This is a genomic window from Bradyrhizobium sp. 142 (assembly GCF_023074015.1).
Lineage (GTDB): Bacteria > Pseudomonadota > Alphaproteobacteria > Rhizobiales > Xanthobacteraceae > Bradyrhizobium.
The window spans coordinates 29,967-44,245 of the sequence record NZ_JADPKQ010000199.1 but is presented as its reverse complement, the minus strand read 5'-3'; the positions used below and the strand labels follow the sequence as shown (position 1 = coordinate 44,245).

The window sequence follows — 14,279 nt, the reverse complement described above, 5'->3', positions numbered from 1 at the left end:
TTCGACCTCTCCCGGCAAGCGGGGCGAGGTGAAGGGCGACTGCATCAAATCCAAAATCATCCAGCCAGCTTGTGATATTATTGGCTTAAAAGCCAGATCGTGAACACCATGGCGGACCGGCGCACACGGTGTTATCTACCGTCGGATGGCATCTGTCCTGAGTACTTTCATCCTGCCGGCTGCAGCCGGCGCCGTGGCGTTGGTGCTGCTGCTCGGCCTCATCAACATGATGCGCGGCGGCTCGCCCAACACCTCGCAGAAGCTGATGCGCTGGCGCGTGCTGCTTCAGTTCGTGGCGATCGTCATCGCCATGCTCGCAGTCTGGGCGATGGGACGTTAAACATGGTCGTGCTCAACCGCATCTATACGAAAACCGGTGACGATGGCACGACGGCGCTCGGCTCGGGCGAGCGGCGTCCGAAGTACGATTTGCGCATCGAGGCCTACGGCACGGTCGACGAGACCAATGCCGCGATTGGCGTGGTGCGTCTCCATACCCATGACGCGCCCGAACTCGATGCGATGCTCGGCCGGATCCAGAACGATCTGTTCGATCTCGGCGCCGATCTCGCCGTGCCCGAGCGTGAAGGTAAAGCTGAACGGTTGCGGGTAGTGGCGAGCCAGGTCCAACGGCTTGAGCGCGACATCGACGCGCTCAACGACAAGCTCGCGCCGCTCACATCCTTCGTGCTGCCGGGCGGCACGCCAGCCGCCGGCCACCTACATGTCGCGCGTACGATATGCCGCAGGGCGGAACGCGTGATGGTGGAACTTGCGGCTCGGCCTGGCGAAACGGTCGGCGCGGCTGGCATCCAATATATGAATCGCCTGTCGGATTTCCTGTTCGTGGCAAGTCGGGCCGCCAACCACAATGGTGCCGGCGACGTGCTCTGGGTTCCGGGCCAGAACCGCTGATCCATTGAGCGGGCGCATTTCTGAGAACTAAAATTAGGCCGCTTCGCGCGTTGACCGGGCCGGATCAGGCCTTTAGGTTCCGCGCCAGTTGATATCCCCTCCCAAATTGACTGAAAGAGGATCGATGAAGGTCTTGGTACCGGTAAAGCGGGTGGTCGATTACAACGTCAAGGTCCGCGTTAAGGGCGATGGATCGGGCGTTGAACTCGCCAACGTCAAAATGTCGATGAACCCGTTCGACGAAATCGCGGTCGAGGAAGCGCTGCGCCTGAAGGAAGCCGGCAAAGCCACCGAGGTCGTCGTGGTATCCATCGGACCGGCGCAGGCGTCGGAGACGATCCGCACAGGCCTTGCCATGGGCGCCGACCGCGGCATCCTGGTGAAGGCCGAGGGCATCGTCGAACCGCTCGCGGTCGCCAAGATCCTGAAGAAGATCGCCGACGAAGAACAGCCGGGCCTGATCATTCTCGGCAAGCAAGCGATCGACGACGACAGCAATCAAACCGGCCAGATGCTGGCCGCGCTGCTCGGATGGTCGCAGGCGACATTCGCCTCCAAGCTCGAGGTCGAAGGCTCCGATTTCAAGGTCACCCGCGAAGTCGACGGCGGTCTCCAGACCGTCAAGCTGAAGGGGCCGGCGATCGTCACCACCGATCTGCGTCTCAACGAGCCGCGCTATGCGTCGTTGCCCAACATCATGAAGGCCAAGAAGAAGCCGATCGCGGACAAGACCGCCGCCGATTACGGCGTCGATCTCACCGCGCGCCTCGAGGTTCTCAAGACCACCGAACCGGCGGGCCGCTCGGCCGGCGTCAAGGTCAAGGACGTCGCCGAGCTGGTGTCGAAACTCAAGAACGAAGCCGGGGTGCTCTGATGACGACGCTTCTGATTGCCGAACACGACGGTGCGTCGCTGAAGGATGCGACCAACAAGGCCCTGACCGCGGCCGCCGCGCTCGGCGCGGATGTCGAGGTGCTCGTCGCCGGCGAGAACGCCAAGGCCGCGGCGGATGCCGCCGCCAAGCTCGCAGGCGTCAAGAAGGTGCTGCTCGCCGACGGCGCGCTTTACGCGCACGATCTCGCCGAGCCGCTGGCCGCGCTGATCGTCTCGCTGGCCCCCGGCTACGACGCCATCGTCGCTCCCGCGACCTCGCGCTTCAAGAACGTGATGCCGCGCGTCGCAGCGCTGCTCGACGTCATGCAGGTCTCGGAGATCACCAAGGTGATCGCCCCCGACACTTATGAGCGTCCGATCTATGCCGGTAACGCGATCCAGACGGTGAAGTCGAAGGACGCCAAGAAGGTCATCACGGTCCGTACCTCGACCTTCGCCGCTGCGGGTGAAGGTGGCAGTGCGCCGGTCGAGAGCGTCGCTGTGGCGGCCGATCCGGGCCTGTCGACCTTCGTCGGCGAGGAAGTCGCCAAGAGCGACCGTCCCGAGCTGACCTCGGCCAAGATCATCGTCTCCGGTGGGCGCGCCATGCAGAGCCGCGAGAATTTTGCCAAATACATCGAGCCGCTGGCCGACAAGCTCGGCGCCGGTGTCGGTGCCTCGCGCGCGGCGGTCGACGCCGGCTATGCGCCGAACGACTGGCAGGTCGGCCAGACCGGCAAGGTGGTGGCCCCCGAGCTCTATGTCGCCGTCGGCATTTCCGGCGCGATCCAGCATCTGGCCGGCATGAAGGACTCCAAGGTGATCGTCGCGATCAACAAGGACGAGGACGCGCCGATCTTCCAGGTCGCCGATTACGGCCTCGTCGCCGACCTCTATCAGGCGGTTCCTGAGCTCACCGAGGCGCTCGGCAAGCTTGGCAAGTAAAAACGGGGTAAAACACCGGCCGGAGGTGTACACTCCGGCCGGCGTTTTCTTTGGCGTGGGGCACGCCGGGGGAGCGATCCAATCTAGGTTTCGAGCCAAGGTTCTGATTAAATCAGGCTTCTGGTAAAATCGGCCCCCCGGCTCAAGGGGATAGGCAGGGCGCGATGTGCGCGCCGTTCCGGTGGATGGCAATATGGCTGCAATCATCAAGAAGGTCGGCGTGATCGGCGCGGGGCAGATGGGCACTGGCATCGCGCATGTCGCGGCGCTGGCCGGCTTCGACGTGGTGCTCAACGACATCTCGGCCGATCGCCTCAAGTCGGGCATGGCCACCATCAACGGCAATCTGGCGCGTCAGGTCTCCAAGAAGGCCGTCACCGAGGAGGCCAAGACCAAGGCCGTTGCGCGCATCGCGCTCGCCGAAAAGCTGGACGACCTTGCCGACTGCGATATCGTGATCGAGACTGCGGTCGAAAAGGAAGAGGTCAAGCGCAAGATCTTTCACGAGCTCTGCGCGGTGTTGAAGCCGGAGGCGATCGTGGCCTCCGATACCTCCTCGATCTCGATCACCCGGCTCGCCGCCGCCACCGACCGGCCCGAGCGCTTCATCGGCATTCATTTCATGAATCCGGTGCCGCTGATGGAGCTGGTGGAGCTGATCCGTGGCATCGCCACCGACGACCACACCTTCGAGGCCTCCAAGGAGTTCGTGGCCAAGCTCGGCAAGCAGGTCGCGGTGTCCGAGGATTTCCCGGCCTTCATCGTCAACCGCATCCTGCTGCCGATGATCAACGAGGCGATCTACACGCTGTACGAAGGCGTCGGCAACGTCGAGGCCATCGACGCAGCGATGAAGCTCGGCGCGCACCACCCGATGGGCCCACTGGAGCTCGCCGATTTCATCGGCCTCGATACCTGTCTTTCCATCATGCAGGTGCTGCATGAGGGGCTGGCGGATTCGAAATATCGCCCATGCCCGCTGCTGGTGAAATACGTCGAGGCCGGCTGGCTCGGCCGCAAGACCCAGCGCGGCTTCTACGACTATCGCGGCGCCAAGCCGGTTCCGACGCGGTAAGACGCGCTCGTGTCCAGGACGCTGCCGGCCTTTCGTGTCCTATTGTATCCAGGACACGAAACCGTCCGACGTCTCTACCTCTCGTTAACCGATCGGCCCTAGGATACCGCCGGTAAGAAGGTTTTGCTTATGGACATGATGGCGATGGTCAGCACCATGCTGGCCGCTCAGCAAGGCGCTCTGCAGTCGAATATCTCGGCGACGCTGATGAAGCAGAACGCGGACGCGGAGAAATCCACTGTCCTGACGCTGCTCGGCGCCGGTCAGCCTTCGCTTGCCAATGTCGGCCCCGGCGTCGGCGGCAATCTCAATATCGCCGCTTAACAATATCTCGGCTTAGTAAGACGCAGCCGCCGGGCTCACCGCCGCACGGATCAACTTGAGCGCGTCCTCGCTTGCCCATTCCGCCGGTCCCGCGATCGTCGCGATCTCGCAGCCCTGCGGGTCAACCAGCACCGAGGTCGGCATGCCCAGGGCCCGGCCTATCGCTTTAAGGTCCTGAAAAACCTTGGCCTTTTGGTCATTGAAATAGCCGAGCCGGGTCAGATTGGCGTCTTTCAGGAAGTTTTTGGGCTTCTCCGGGTCGCGGGTGTCGATATTGATCGCCACCACCTCGAAATTCGGACCCGCCAGCTTGCCCTGGAGCTCGTCCAGCGCCGGCATTTCCTTGCGACACGGCACGCACCAGGTGGCCCACAGGTTCACCAGCAGTGTCTTGCCGCGGAAGTCGGACAGCTTTTTCGGCTTGCCGTCGGCATCCTCGAAGGCGAGGTCCGGCAGCTTCAGGGGCGCGGTCGCCATGGTCAGCGCCGCGACCTCGCCATGGGCGAGCGGGGCGATCCTCGTGGCCGTCGTCACCGCCGCCCGGCAGAGGGGATCACCGGAGGGCGCCCGGCTCAGGCCCAGCCCGTACAGCGCGGCGAAGGAGGAGAGCCCCCCGACCACCACGGTGGCGATCATGACCGGGATCCGGCGCGTGGCCGACCGTGCTTTCCGTTGGCCGGGCATATCGTTGGGGTCGAGCATATCGTTTGTCATCCGGTCGCAGATATGGCTATCAGAGGCCTCTTAATACGGCTGGCGGCGGCCAGCAAACGTGCGGCACGGGCCGCAGCTGGTGACAGCAAGGGCCGCAGCCGGCGACAGGCAGGGCGTGAGCAGGGGATCATGAGCAACAAGATGTGGGGCGGCCGCTTCTCGGAACGTCCCGATGAGATCATGGAGGAAATCAACGTCTCCATCGACGTCGATCGGCACCTCTTTGCCCAGGACATTGCAGCGTCCAAGGCCCACGCCGCGATGCTTGCCGCGCAAGGCATCATCACGGCCTCTGATGCGAAAAATATCGGCAAGGGTCTAGACACGATTTTGTCAGAAATCGGCAAGGGCGGCTTCGAATTCAAGCGCGCGCTCGAGGACATTCATATGAATGTCGAGAGCCGCCTGTCCGAGCTGATCGGCCCGGCCGCCGGCCGCCTGCACACTGCGCGTTCGCGCAACGATCAGGTTGCGACCGATTTCCGTCTCTACGTCCGCGACGTTCTCGACGAGACCGACGCCGCGCTCGCCGCGTTCCAGCGAGCGCTGGTGCAACGCGCGCTCGAGCATGCTGCAACGGTCATGCCCGGCTTCACGCATCTGCAGACCGCGCAGCCGGTGACCTTTGGCCATCATCTGCTTGCCTATGTCGAGATGGCCGCGCGCGACCGCGGCCGTTTCCAGGATGCGCGCAAGCGGCTGAACGAATCCCCGCTCGGCGCTGCCGCGCTCGCCGGCACCTCGTTCCCGATCGACCGCCACGCCACCGCCAAGGCGCTCGGCTTTGACCGGCCGATGGCGAACTCGCTCGATGCGGTCTCCGACCGCGACTTTGTGCTGGAGACGCTGTCGGCGGCCTCGATCTGCGCGGTGCACATGTCGCGCTTTGCCGAGGAGATCGTGATCTGGACCTCGCCGCTGGTCGGCATGATCCGCCTCAGCGACAAGTTCACCACCGGTTCCTCGATCATGCCGCAGAAGCGCAACCCGGATGCCGCCGAGCTGGTGCGCGCCAAGACAGGCCGCGTCATCGGTGCGCTCAACGGTCTCCTCATCGTGATGAAGGGCCTGCCGCTCGCCTATCAAAAGGACATGCAGGAGGACAAGCAGGGCGCCATGGAGGGCTTTGCCGCGCTGTCGCTCGCGATCCGCGCCATGACCGGCATGGTCCGCGATCTCGTGCCCGACGAGGCCAAGATGAAGCTTGCCGCCGGCGAGGGCTACGCCACCGCGACTGATCTTGCCGACTGGCTGGTGCGGACGCTGAAGATGCCCTTCCGCGAGGCCCATCACGTCACCGGCCGCATCGTCGCCAAGGCCGCCGAGGGCGGCGTGGCGCTGCACGAGCTGCCGCTCAAGCAGATGCAGGCGATCGAGCCGAAGATTACGAAGGACGTGCTCGGCGTGCTCTCGGTCGAATCGTCGGTGAAGAGCCGCACCAGCTTCGGCGGCACCGCGCCGAAGAATGTGGCGGCACAGGCCAAGGCCTGGCTGAAGCGGTTGGAAAAAGAGCGAAAATTGGGCTGAGGGCAAATTTTCGCTTATGTTTCATGGTGATCCGGCTCTCGCCAGAGTGCGCCAATCTCTGTATGGTGCGGCCGCGTAATGGGGATTTCGTCGTGACGTCAAAGTTTCGCCCGGCCGGTTCGGGGTGGGCCATCATTGTCCTTAGCCTGAGTGCGCTCGCGCTTGCCGGCTGCGGCCGCAAGGGCCCGCTCGATCTGCCGCCGACCGCCTCCAGCGCGTCCACGGCCAATGTGGCCGGGCCGACCGACACCGAGATCGAAGCCCAGAGGACGCCGAGCGTGTTCAATCCCACCTATGGCGCGGACGCCCCGCCGGCGGCGGCCAAGGGCAAAAAGAAATCCTTTATCCTCGACCCGCTCCTGGACGAAAGACCCAGCCGGTAGGCTGGGGTAGCTGAGCCAACGCCATGAACCATTTCGACTACCGCAACGGCGTGCTGCACGCCGAGGCGGTGAACCTGTCCGAGCTCGCCACGGCCGTCGGCACGCCGTTCTATTGCTATTCGACCGCGACGCTGGAGCGCCATTACCGCGTCTTCACCGACGCCTTCGCCGGCGAGAAGGTGCTGGTCTGCTACGCCATGAAGGCGAACTCCAACCAGTCGGTGCTGCGCACGCTGGCCAAGCTCGGCGCCGGCGCCGACGTGGTCTCCGGCGGCGAATTGAAGCGCGCGCTGGCCGCCGGCATCCCGGCAAGCAAGATCCTGTTCTCCGGCGTCGGCAAGACGGAAGAAGAGCTGCGCGCCGCGCTCGCCGCCGACATCCTCTGTCTCAACGTCGAATCCGAGCCTGAGCTGGAACTGCTGTCGCGGCTTGCGAGCGAGATGGGCAAGACCGCCCGCATCTCGGTGCGCGTCAATCCGGACGTCGATGCCGGCACGCACGCAAAGATCTCCACCGGCAAGTCCGAGAACAAGTTCGGCATTCCGATCGCCTATGCCCGCGAGGTCTACGCGCGCGCGGCAAAACTCCCCGGCATCGAGGTGACCGGCACCGACGTGCACATAGGCAGCCAGATCACCGACCTCTCCAAAATGGAGACCGCGTTCCGCATCCTCTCCGAGTTCGTGCAGACGCTGCGTGCCGACGGCCACAACATCTCGCATGTCGATTTCGGCGGCGGCCTCGGCATTCCCTATTACATGGACCGCGAGGCGCCGCCGGCGCCCGATGCCTATGCCGCGATGGTCAAGCGCGTTAGCCACAATCTCGGCTGCACGCTGATGTTCGAGCCGGGCCGCATGATCGTCGGCAATGCCGGCATCCTGGTTGCGAAGGTGATCTATGTGAAGCACGGCGACGGCAAGAATTTTGTTATCATCGACGCCGCTATGAACGACTTGATCCGCCCGACGCTGTACGAAGCGCATCACGACATCCTGCCAGTGACGCAGTCCCCGAAGGATGCCGCCACCATCACGGCCGATGTCGTTGGCCCGGTCTGCGAGACTGGTGACTACCTCGCGCTCGACCGCACGCTGCCGACGCCGAAGGCGGGCGATCTCCTCGCCATCATGACTGCGGGCGCCTACGGCGCGGTACAGGCTGGTACGTACAACACGCGGCCGCTCGTGCCCGAGGTGCTGGTGAAGGGCGACAAGTACGCAGTGGTGCGCCCGCGCGTCGAGGTCGAGCAGCTGATTGCGATGGACAAACCAGCGCCGTGGCTGTGAGGCTCGATCGCACCGGCGGCACCCTGCGTCGATGAGCGCAGGCTTTGCCCGCGCTCATCCAGCCGGGCTGTCGACCGCGCCTACCTCTTGAACCGGTCCCTGATCGCGGCGAGGCCGGAATCGTAGACGGCGTTGAGGGCATCGACTGCTTCCTTTTCCTTGCCAGGGTCAGGCGTGTAGGTGCCGGTCCAGGTCACCACCGACACGCCTTCACCTCTTGCCGTAACCTTGAGGGTCGACTTGTACTGGCTCACCGGCAGCGGGCTCGACAGGAACGCGTAGGAATAGCTGTAGCCCCTGTCGTCACGCGCGGTCTGCGACTCGACGAAGGAGGCCTTGCCGTCCTTGGTGACGAGCGTCCGGGTCGGCGGCGATTTGCCGTCCTCGATGCACTGACCGACCGGCGGCAGCCAGTCCTTGATCGCGCAGAACGGGCCGATGACGGACCACACCTCAGCGGCGGCGCCGCTGACCTCGATGCTGTGCGTCAGGTTGGCTGCGGAAGCCGGAACGACGCCGGCGCCGAGAACGATGGCGCATTTCATGGCGTTGCTCAGCGAGGCGAGGAATCTGGAAGCGGTTGCATCGTCTTTCTTCATTTAAATCTCCTACATTTGACAGGCGGTACCGCGGCGGGCCGCCTTGCTTACAATGCCGGTTCGGATAGACGCCGCCCGCGGTCCGCGGCCAGTTCAGAGAATGAACCGAGCCTGATACAGAAACTGAACTAGGAAGCCGCGCGCGCCGGCCCTAAAGTCCCGGCTCTCTCTTGTCTCGGGGGCCCGCATGACCATCGGCAGCTACAGGCAGTTCTGTCCGGTCGCGATGGCGGCCGAGATATTGTGTACGCGGTGGACCATCGTGCTGCTCCGCGAACTCATTGCCGGTTCGACTCGTTTCAACGAGCTGCGCCGCGGTGTTCCGCGGATGTCACCTGCGTTGCTCTCGCAGCGGCTGAAAGAGCTCGAAGCAGCCGGCATCGTCATGCGTCGATCGTCGGCTTCCGAGCGTGGAGTGCTCGAATATCAGCTGACGGCGGCTGGGCTCGAACTCGGCCCGATCGTCGAGGCGTTCGGCGTCTGGGGCCAGCGCCGTATCGAATCGCATCTGTCGCTTCAGCATCTGGACGTCCAGCTGCTGATGTGGGACATGCGGCGAAATCTGAATACGACGCCTATGCCGAGCCGCCGCAGCGTCCTGCAGTTCGCCTATCCCGAGTTGCCCGCCACGCAGCGCCTGTGGTGGCTGATCGTCGATCCAAACGAGAGTGTCGATCTTTGCTCCATCGATCCGGGTTTCGAGGTCGATCTCTACGTCTCGGTCGATCTGCGCACGATGACGGCCATCTGGATGGGGCTCGAAACCGTACGCGCTGCCGTTGCCAGCCAACGGATGCTCCTCACCGGTGACCGGCGGCTTGCCGCTGCCATTCAAAGCTGGCTGGGGCTCAGCCCGTTCGCCAAGGAACGCAAGCTGGCAAGCTGACGGACGCCGGCTCGATTCAATATCTGTATCGCCGCGCTACAGTTCTCGTACTGGTCCGCCGCCGCCGTGTTCTGGCACATCGGTGCCATACCCCACGCCAATGAGGCAGGGGCAGACATCGAGCCAGGAGACACGGCATGACAGCCTATCTGATCGCAGACATCAAAGTGACCGATGGAAAGTGGGTGCCGGACTATGCGGCTTCCGTTCACGACCTCGTGCACAAGCACGGTGGCAAATACCTCTCGCGCAGCGGCAATGTGAAGACGCTGGAAGGCGCGCCGCTCGACACTTCGCTGATTGCGATCATGTCGTTTCCCTCGGCGAAGGCGGCGGAATCCTTCGTTGCCGACCCCGCCTATGGCCGCTTTGCGGCGGCGCGCCGGAGCGGTAGCGACAGCCGTTTCCAGCTCATCGACGATACCGATCTAGCCGGCACGATCCCTTATCTCGCCAAGGCTTGAACTGCGTTTCGGCAGGAACTCGGACCCGGCCGCAGGCGCAGATCGTGCCCGGCCAACACAGGAGATTGGAATGAACGATTCACTCGCCGGCGCCGGCCCGCTTCGCATGTTTTTCGTGGCTTGCAGCGTGGTCTTTCTGGTCGGACTTTCCGGCGCCGCCTCGGCCCGGGTCACGCGGTGCGACATCACCTGGGTCAGCTGCAACAACAACGCTGCGAAATGCTCGAGCGACAGGCGTTGCATGCGCAGGTGCGATGAGAAGTACATCAAGTGCAGCGGCGGGGCGGCCTCCCTGCAATTAGATCAGCCGATCAACCTCGTGGAACTCGGCAGACGCCGCTCGTAGCAGTTGTGCTTTCACCACCGTAGATCGATCCGACGAGGACAACGCAGCGCCGGTCACCGGCGCTGCGTTTGTCGTGTTGGCGCTAGCTGGGCGACTTCGCACCCACTACCACTCCGGCCTTTTTCTCGATCGGCTTGATCGCTGCGGTAAAATCGGACTCAGCGCCCTCCGTGCTGATCACGGTCTCCCACAGCCGCCCGACCGCGTCGGCGACCTCCATCGACAGGCCGAGCTGCTTCATCTCCTCCAGCGCCAGCCGCACGTATCCGGTGGCGAAGCCGAAGTCGAAGCTGCGCGGCAGCACCGCGCGCGGAAACTTGTCGCGGCTAGCATTGTTCATGCCGGAGCCGGCATTGATGACGTCGATCATCACCGCGGGATCGAGCCCGGCCTTGACGCCCATCACGACGGCTTCTGACGTCGACACGATCGCGGTGGCCCACAACAAGTTGTTGGCGAGCTTCATGGTCTGCGCCGCACCCGGCTTCTGCGCGGAATTCTTGCTGGCGGTTGAGGATCGCGATCATCGCGATGTTGAGCATGCTGCGGGTCTTGCGGGGCAGTTCCTCGCGGCAGTCACGTCCTCGTGTTATGCGGGAAAAGGGGTGTCTCCCGTACAGGAACGGATGCCTCAGTGCTGCCGTTGTGATAGGCTTCACTCTACCGGGCAACCTGGAGAGCTGATTGAACGGCGTCACCCCCGACCCGTCAGACCCGATCCGCGATGGCGACGCTCTGTCGCGGCTGAAGCTGGCGCAGGCCCTCGATCGGGCCACCTATGCCATCGCGTGGGAGCGTGCCTGGCCGCATTTGGCGCGCCTTCTGACCGTTGCCGGCCTGTTCCTGGTGGTGTCCTGGGCCGGTCTCTGGCTGGCGCTGCCCTTCGTCGCACGCGCCATCGGTCTGGTTGTCTTCGCCGGATTCGCCGCCGCCGCCGCGTTTCCGCTAATTGGTTTTCGCTGGCCGAGCCGCGAGCAGGCGCTCGCGCGGCTGGACCGGGGCTCCGGCATCCGTCACCGCCCCGCCACCACGCTCACGGACACGCTGACCTCGCAGGACCCAATCGCGCAGGCGCTGTGGCAGGCGCAGCGCGCGCGCACGCTGGCCTCGCTCAAGCGCATCCGCGCCGGCCTGCCGCACCCGCGGCTCGCGCTGAGCGATCCCTGGGCGCTACGCGCGGCGGTCATGGTGATGCTGGTTGCGACCTTCTTCGCGGCTGGGGACGAGCGCGCGATGCGCCTCGGTGCCGCCTTTGACTGGAACGGCGTGCTGGCGCCGGCCAACATTCGCGTCGATGCCTGGGTCACGCCGCCGCTCTACACCGGCAAGCCGCCGGTCATCCTGTCGGCCGCCAACAAGGAGGCCGCGGCGCTTCCCGCCAGCGGTCCGCTCGCCGTTCCCGCCGGCTCGACCCTGATCGTGCGCTCCTCCGGCGGCAGCCTGGATGTGACCGTCTCCGGCGGCCTCAAGGAGGCCGCCCCCACCGAGGCTGCGCCCAAGGGCACCAACGAGAAGCATTTTGCCATCACCGGCGACGGCACCGCCCACGTCCGCGCGCCCTCGGGCCAGCCGCAATGGGCCTTCACGGCAACCCCGGACCGCGCGCCGACGATCGTGCTTACCAAGGATCCGGAGCGCCAGGCCCGCGGCGCGCTCCAGCTCTCCTACAAGATCGAGGACGATTACGGCGTCACTGGCGCCGAAGCGCAAATTGCTCTGCGCCCCGCCGACGCCAAGCCTGCTGACACCAGGCCTGCCGGCGCCAAGGATGGTGCCAAGGATGGTGCCAAGGATGGCACGAAGGACGGCAGCAAGGACGCCGACACCAAGGTCGCCGCGAGGCCGCTGTTTCAGCCGCCGCAATTCCCGCTCGTGCTGCCGAACGCGCGCACCCGCAACGGCCTCGGCCAGACGGTGAAGGACCTCAGCGAGGACCCCTATGCCGGCGCCGACGTGACGTTGACGCTGACTGCCAAGGACGAGGCCGGCAACGAGGCGAAGAGCGATCCCTTCAACATGCGCCTGCCCGAGCGGCTCTTCACGAATTCGCTCGCGCGGGCTTTGATCGAGCAGCGCCGCATCCTCGCGCTCGACGCCAACAAGAATTCCGACGTTTACGCCGCGCTCGATGCGCTGATGATCGCGCCCGAATTATTCACGCCGGACGCCGGCTGCTATCTCGGCCTCCGCAGCCTGGCGCTCCAGCTCGAAGCGGCCCGCACCGATGACGCGTTGCGCGATGTCGTGGGCAGCATGTGGGCGTTCGCGGTCACCATCGAGGACGACGGTGTCGCCGGCAGCGTCAACGCCGCGCTGCGCTCGGCGCAGGATGCGCTCAAGCAGGCGCTCGAACGCGGTGCCAGCGAGGAGGAGATCAAGGCGCTGACGCGAAAGCTGCGCGAGGCGATGGCTGGAAAGGTGCGCGACGTCGCCCGGCGCGCCGAGCAAAATCCGCTGGGAGCCCGGCAGCCTTTCCCCGCGGAGGTCCAGCTCATTCTCGACAAGGCGGTGGAGCTGCGACAGAAGACCCAGAATGCCACGGCGGCGCAGCTCGAGGAGCTGGCGCAGCAGCAGGACGCCTTGCGCCAACAGCTCCAGGCCTATCGGAAGTCGGCGAACAGCCGGGCGAAGGCGCCGGACGACGGACCCAATCAATTTACGCGAGACCGGAAATGCGGAAGTTAGCACGCGTGCCAGTCTTGCAGGCGATGTCGATCGCCTGCCTTGCCCTCCTGTTGGGAGGCTTCCCGGCCGTCGCCGCTCAGCAGGATCAGGATCCTGATGCACTGCTCGATGGCGCGGAAAAGGCAATGCAGGACGCCGGCGACAACCTCCGACAGAAGGAGTCCGGGCGCAGCCTGAACAATCAGTCCGACGCCATTCAGAAGCTCGAGGAATACAAGCGCGCGACGGAAAGAAGCCAGTCGTCCAATCGCGATCGCTCCGTCATCACCCAGCGCGATCTGGACGAGATGGTGAAGCAGATCGAGAAGCTGGCGCGCGAGGGCAATCGCGAGGCGGCCCAGCGCATGCTCGAGCAGCTCGCGCAGATCATGGAAAATCTCCAGATGGCGCAGCCCGGGCAATCCGGCGACAGCGACATGGAGCAGGCGCTCAACGAACTCAGCGACATGATCCGCAAGCAGCAGCAATTGCGCGACAAGACCTACAAGCAGGGCCAGGACTCCCGGCGTGACCGCTCGCGCGGAAAGCAGCAGGGCGACCAGTCGATGTCCGACCTCCAGCAGGACCAGCAGTCGCTGCGCGAGCGCCTGAAGAAGCTGCAGGACGAGCTCGCCAAGCGCGGCCTCGCTCAAAAAGGACAGAAGGGTCAGAAAGGGCAGCAGGGTCAGCAAGGCGACCAGGGCCAGCCCGGCCAGAACGGCGATCAGGACGGTGACCAGGGCGATGACGATGGTGGCCTCGATGCCGCCGATGGCGCCATGGGCGATGCCGGCTCCAAGCTCGGTGAGGGCAATGCCGACGGCGCCGTGGACTCGCAAGGAAAGGCGCTCGATGCGCTGCGCAAAGGCGCGCAGAAGATGGCCGAGGCGATGCAGCAGGGCGACGGCGATGGTCAGGGCGACGGTCCCGGCAATCGCGCTGGCCGCCAGCAGAGCGGCGGCAATCAGACCGATCCGCTCGGCCGCCCCCTCCATGGCCGCGAGTTCGGCGACGACTACACTGTCAAGATCCCCGGCGAAATCGACGCCCAGCGCGTCCGGCGCATCCTCGAAGAGCTCCGCCGCCGCCTCGGCGACACCTCGCGTCCGCAGATCGAGCTCGACTACATCGAGCGGCTGCTGAAGGATTTTTAGAGGCGGTAGCTCGGCTGTCTCCCAAGGTCGTCCTGGCGAAAGCCAGGACCCATTACCACAGGGAGTGGTTTGGCGAAGGCTGGTCGCCCGGTACTTCTATCGATTCCTAAAAGATAGACCT

The 14,279-nt window shown here is 64.8% G+C and carries 16 protein-coding genes and 2 pseudogenes; 14 read left to right on the top strand and 4 right to left on the bottom strand.

Translation table 11 applies throughout. The features are described 5' to 3' along the window. The first annotated feature begins 145 nt into the window (after positions 1-145). From IVA82_RS18120 to IVA82_RS18095, 6 genes are all read left to right on the top strand, one after another. Positions 146-340: a twin transmembrane helix small protein gene (locus tag IVA82_RS18120; RefSeq protein ID WP_247382683.1), complete on the top strand. Its 195-nt coding sequence runs from the start codon at positions 146-148 to the stop codon at positions 338-340. Between the two features lie 2 nt (positions 341-342). Further along, entirely contained in the window at positions 343-915 is a 573-nt protein-coding gene (locus tag IVA82_RS18115) for a cob(I)yrinic acid a,c-diamide adenosyltransferase (RefSeq protein ID WP_247382682.1), read from the top strand. A 124-nt stretch (positions 916-1,039) separates the two neighbouring features. Next, positions 1,040-1,789, top strand: a complete 750-nt coding sequence (locus tag IVA82_RS18110) for an electron transfer flavoprotein subunit beta/FixA family protein (RefSeq protein WP_247382681.1) — start codon at positions 1,040-1,042, stop codon at positions 1,787-1,789. Beyond that, positions 1,789-2,733 (top strand): FAD-binding protein, encoded by a 945-nt coding sequence (locus IVA82_RS18105; RefSeq protein WP_247382680.1) that lies wholly within the window; start codon positions 1,789-1,791, stop codon positions 2,731-2,733. Before IVA82_RS18110 ends, IVA82_RS18105 begins: the two co-directional genes overlap by 1 nt. Positions 2,734-2,926: 193 nt before the next feature. Further along, positions 2,927-3,808 carry a 3-hydroxybutyryl-CoA dehydrogenase gene (locus IVA82_RS18100; protein WP_148738133.1) on the top strand — a complete coding sequence of 294 codons (882 nt, stop codon included), beginning with the start codon at positions 2,927-2,929 and terminating at the stop codon, positions 3,806-3,808. Between the two features lie 129 nt (positions 3,809-3,937). Continuing rightward, positions 3,938-4,132 (top strand): hypothetical protein, encoded by a 195-nt coding sequence (locus IVA82_RS18095; protein ID WP_148738132.1) that lies wholly within the window; start codon positions 3,938-3,940, stop codon positions 4,130-4,132. Positions 4,133-4,144: 12 nt separating this feature from the next. On the opposite strand, the gene IVA82_RS18090 is transcribed toward IVA82_RS18095, so the two are convergent. Next, complete coding sequence (locus IVA82_RS18090; RefSeq protein WP_247382679.1) at positions 4,145-4,834, bottom strand: TlpA disulfide reductase family protein; 690 nt, start codon at positions 4,832-4,834, stop codon at positions 4,145-4,147. Positions 4,835-4,975: 141 nt separating this feature from the next. On the opposite strand from IVA82_RS18090, the gene argH reads away from it, so the two are divergent. From argH to lysA, 3 genes are all read left to right on the top strand, one after another. Then, complete coding sequence (gene argH, locus IVA82_RS18085) at positions 4,976-6,373, top strand: argininosuccinate lyase (RefSeq protein WP_247382678.1); 1,398 nt, start codon at positions 4,976-4,978, stop codon at positions 6,371-6,373. A 92-nt stretch (positions 6,374-6,465) separates the two neighbouring features. Further along, positions 6,466-6,756, top strand: a complete 291-nt coding sequence (locus tag IVA82_RS18080) for a lipoprotein (protein WP_148738130.1) — start codon at positions 6,466-6,468, stop codon at positions 6,754-6,756. A 23-nt stretch (positions 6,757-6,779) separates the two neighbouring features. Further along, positions 6,780-8,045 (top strand): diaminopimelate decarboxylase, encoded by a 1,266-nt coding sequence (lysA, locus tag IVA82_RS18075; protein WP_247382677.1) that lies wholly within the window; start codon positions 6,780-6,782, stop codon positions 8,043-8,045. A gap of 80 nt (positions 8,046-8,125) precedes the next feature. Here the strand turns inward: lysA and IVA82_RS18070 are convergent, their stop codons facing one another. After that, positions 8,126-8,644: an SRPBCC family protein gene (locus tag IVA82_RS18070; protein ID WP_247382676.1), complete on the bottom strand. Its 519-nt coding sequence runs from the start codon at positions 8,642-8,644 to the stop codon at positions 8,126-8,128. A 187-nt stretch (positions 8,645-8,831) separates the two neighbouring features. Here IVA82_RS18070 and IVA82_RS18065 point away from each other — a divergent pair, with 187 nt between their 5' ends. The 3 genes from IVA82_RS18065 (at position 8,832) to IVA82_RS18055 (ending at position 10,340) form a co-directional block, all read left to right on the top strand. Further along, entirely contained in the window at positions 8,832-9,530 is a 699-nt protein-coding gene (locus IVA82_RS18065) for a helix-turn-helix domain-containing protein (RefSeq protein WP_247382675.1), read from the top strand. Between the two features lie 137 nt (positions 9,531-9,667). Then, on the top strand, positions 9,668-9,994 hold the full coding sequence (locus IVA82_RS18060) for a DUF1330 domain-containing protein (protein WP_247382674.1): 327 nt from the start codon (positions 9,668-9,670) through the stop codon (positions 9,992-9,994). Between the two features lie 70 nt (positions 9,995-10,064). Further along, positions 10,065-10,340, top strand: coding sequence for a hypothetical protein (locus IVA82_RS18055; RefSeq protein ID WP_247382673.1), 276 nt, complete (start codon positions 10,065-10,067; stop codon positions 10,338-10,340). 82 nt (positions 10,341-10,422) lie between these two features. On the opposite strand, the pseudogene IVA82_RS18050 reads toward IVA82_RS18055, so the two are convergent. Together IVA82_RS18050 and IVA82_RS48980 are read right to left on the bottom strand one after the other, a co-directional pair. After that, positions 10,423-10,830: pseudogene (locus IVA82_RS18050) on the bottom strand (NAD-binding protein); the annotation flags it as partial. Next, positions 10,829-10,912: pseudogene (locus tag IVA82_RS48980) on the bottom strand (4-carboxymuconolactone decarboxylase); the annotation flags it as partial. The pseudogenes IVA82_RS18050 and IVA82_RS48980, both read right to left, overlap by 2 nt. A gap of 112 nt (positions 10,913-11,024) precedes the next feature. Here IVA82_RS48980 and IVA82_RS18045 point away from each other — a divergent pair. Further along, a complete protein-coding gene (locus IVA82_RS18045; RefSeq protein ID WP_249815313.1) occupies positions 11,025-13,025 on the top strand; it encodes a TIGR02302 family protein in 2,001 nt (666 codons plus the stop codon). Then, positions 13,013-14,158, top strand: a complete 1,146-nt coding sequence (locus tag IVA82_RS18040; RefSeq protein WP_247382672.1) for a DUF4175 family protein — start codon at positions 13,013-13,015, stop codon at positions 14,156-14,158. The genes IVA82_RS18045 and IVA82_RS18040 overlap by 13 nt, the downstream gene beginning before the upstream one ends. The last annotated feature ends 121 nt before the right edge of the window (positions 14,159-14,279 follow it).

Bases quoted from the DNA above. Each gene is read 5' to 3' on its own strand.
- IVA82_RS18100 (WP_148738133.1), top strand. From the start codon at position 2,927: ATGGCTGCAATCATCAAGAAGGTCGGCGTGATCGGCGCGGGGCAGATG.
- IVA82_RS18110 (WP_247382681.1), top strand. From the start codon at position 1,040: ATGAAGGTCTTGGTACCGGTAAAGCGGGTGGTCGATTACAACGTCAAG.
- IVA82_RS18060 (WP_247382674.1), top strand. From the start codon at position 9,668: ATGACAGCCTATCTGATCGCAGACATCAAAGTGACCGATGGAAAGTGG.
- IVA82_RS18115 (WP_247382682.1), top strand. From the start codon at position 343: ATGGTCGTGCTCAACCGCATCTATACGAAAACCGGTGACGATGGCACG.
- IVA82_RS18095 (WP_148738132.1), top strand. From the start codon at position 3,938: ATGGACATGATGGCGATGGTCAGCACCATGCTGGCCGCTCAGCAAGGC.
- IVA82_RS18090 (WP_247382679.1), bottom strand. From the start codon at position 4,834: ATGCTCGACCCCAACGATATGCCCGGCCAACGGAAAGCACGGTCGGCC.
- IVA82_RS18120 (WP_247382683.1), top strand. From the start codon at position 146: ATGGCATCTGTCCTGAGTACTTTCATCCTGCCGGCTGCAGCCGGCGCC.
- IVA82_RS18105 (WP_247382680.1), top strand. From the start codon at position 1,789: ATGACGACGCTTCTGATTGCCGAACACGACGGTGCGTCGCTGAAGGAT.
- IVA82_RS18065 (WP_247382675.1), top strand. From the start codon at position 8,832: ATGACCATCGGCAGCTACAGGCAGTTCTGTCCGGTCGCGATGGCGGCC.
- lysA (WP_247382677.1), top strand. From the start codon at position 6,780: ATGAACCATTTCGACTACCGCAACGGCGTGCTGCACGCCGAGGCGGTG.
- IVA82_RS18055 (WP_247382673.1), top strand. From the start codon at position 10,065: ATGAACGATTCACTCGCCGGCGCCGGCCCGCTTCGCATGTTTTTCGTG.
- IVA82_RS18070 (WP_247382676.1), bottom strand. From the start codon at position 8,644: ATGAAGAAAGACGATGCAACCGCTTCCAGATTCCTCGCCTCGCTGAGC.
- argH (WP_247382678.1), top strand. From the start codon at position 4,976: ATGAGCAACAAGATGTGGGGCGGCCGCTTCTCGGAACGTCCCGATGAG.
- IVA82_RS18040 (WP_247382672.1), top strand. From the start codon at position 13,013: ATGCGGAAGTTAGCACGCGTGCCAGTCTTGCAGGCGATGTCGATCGCC.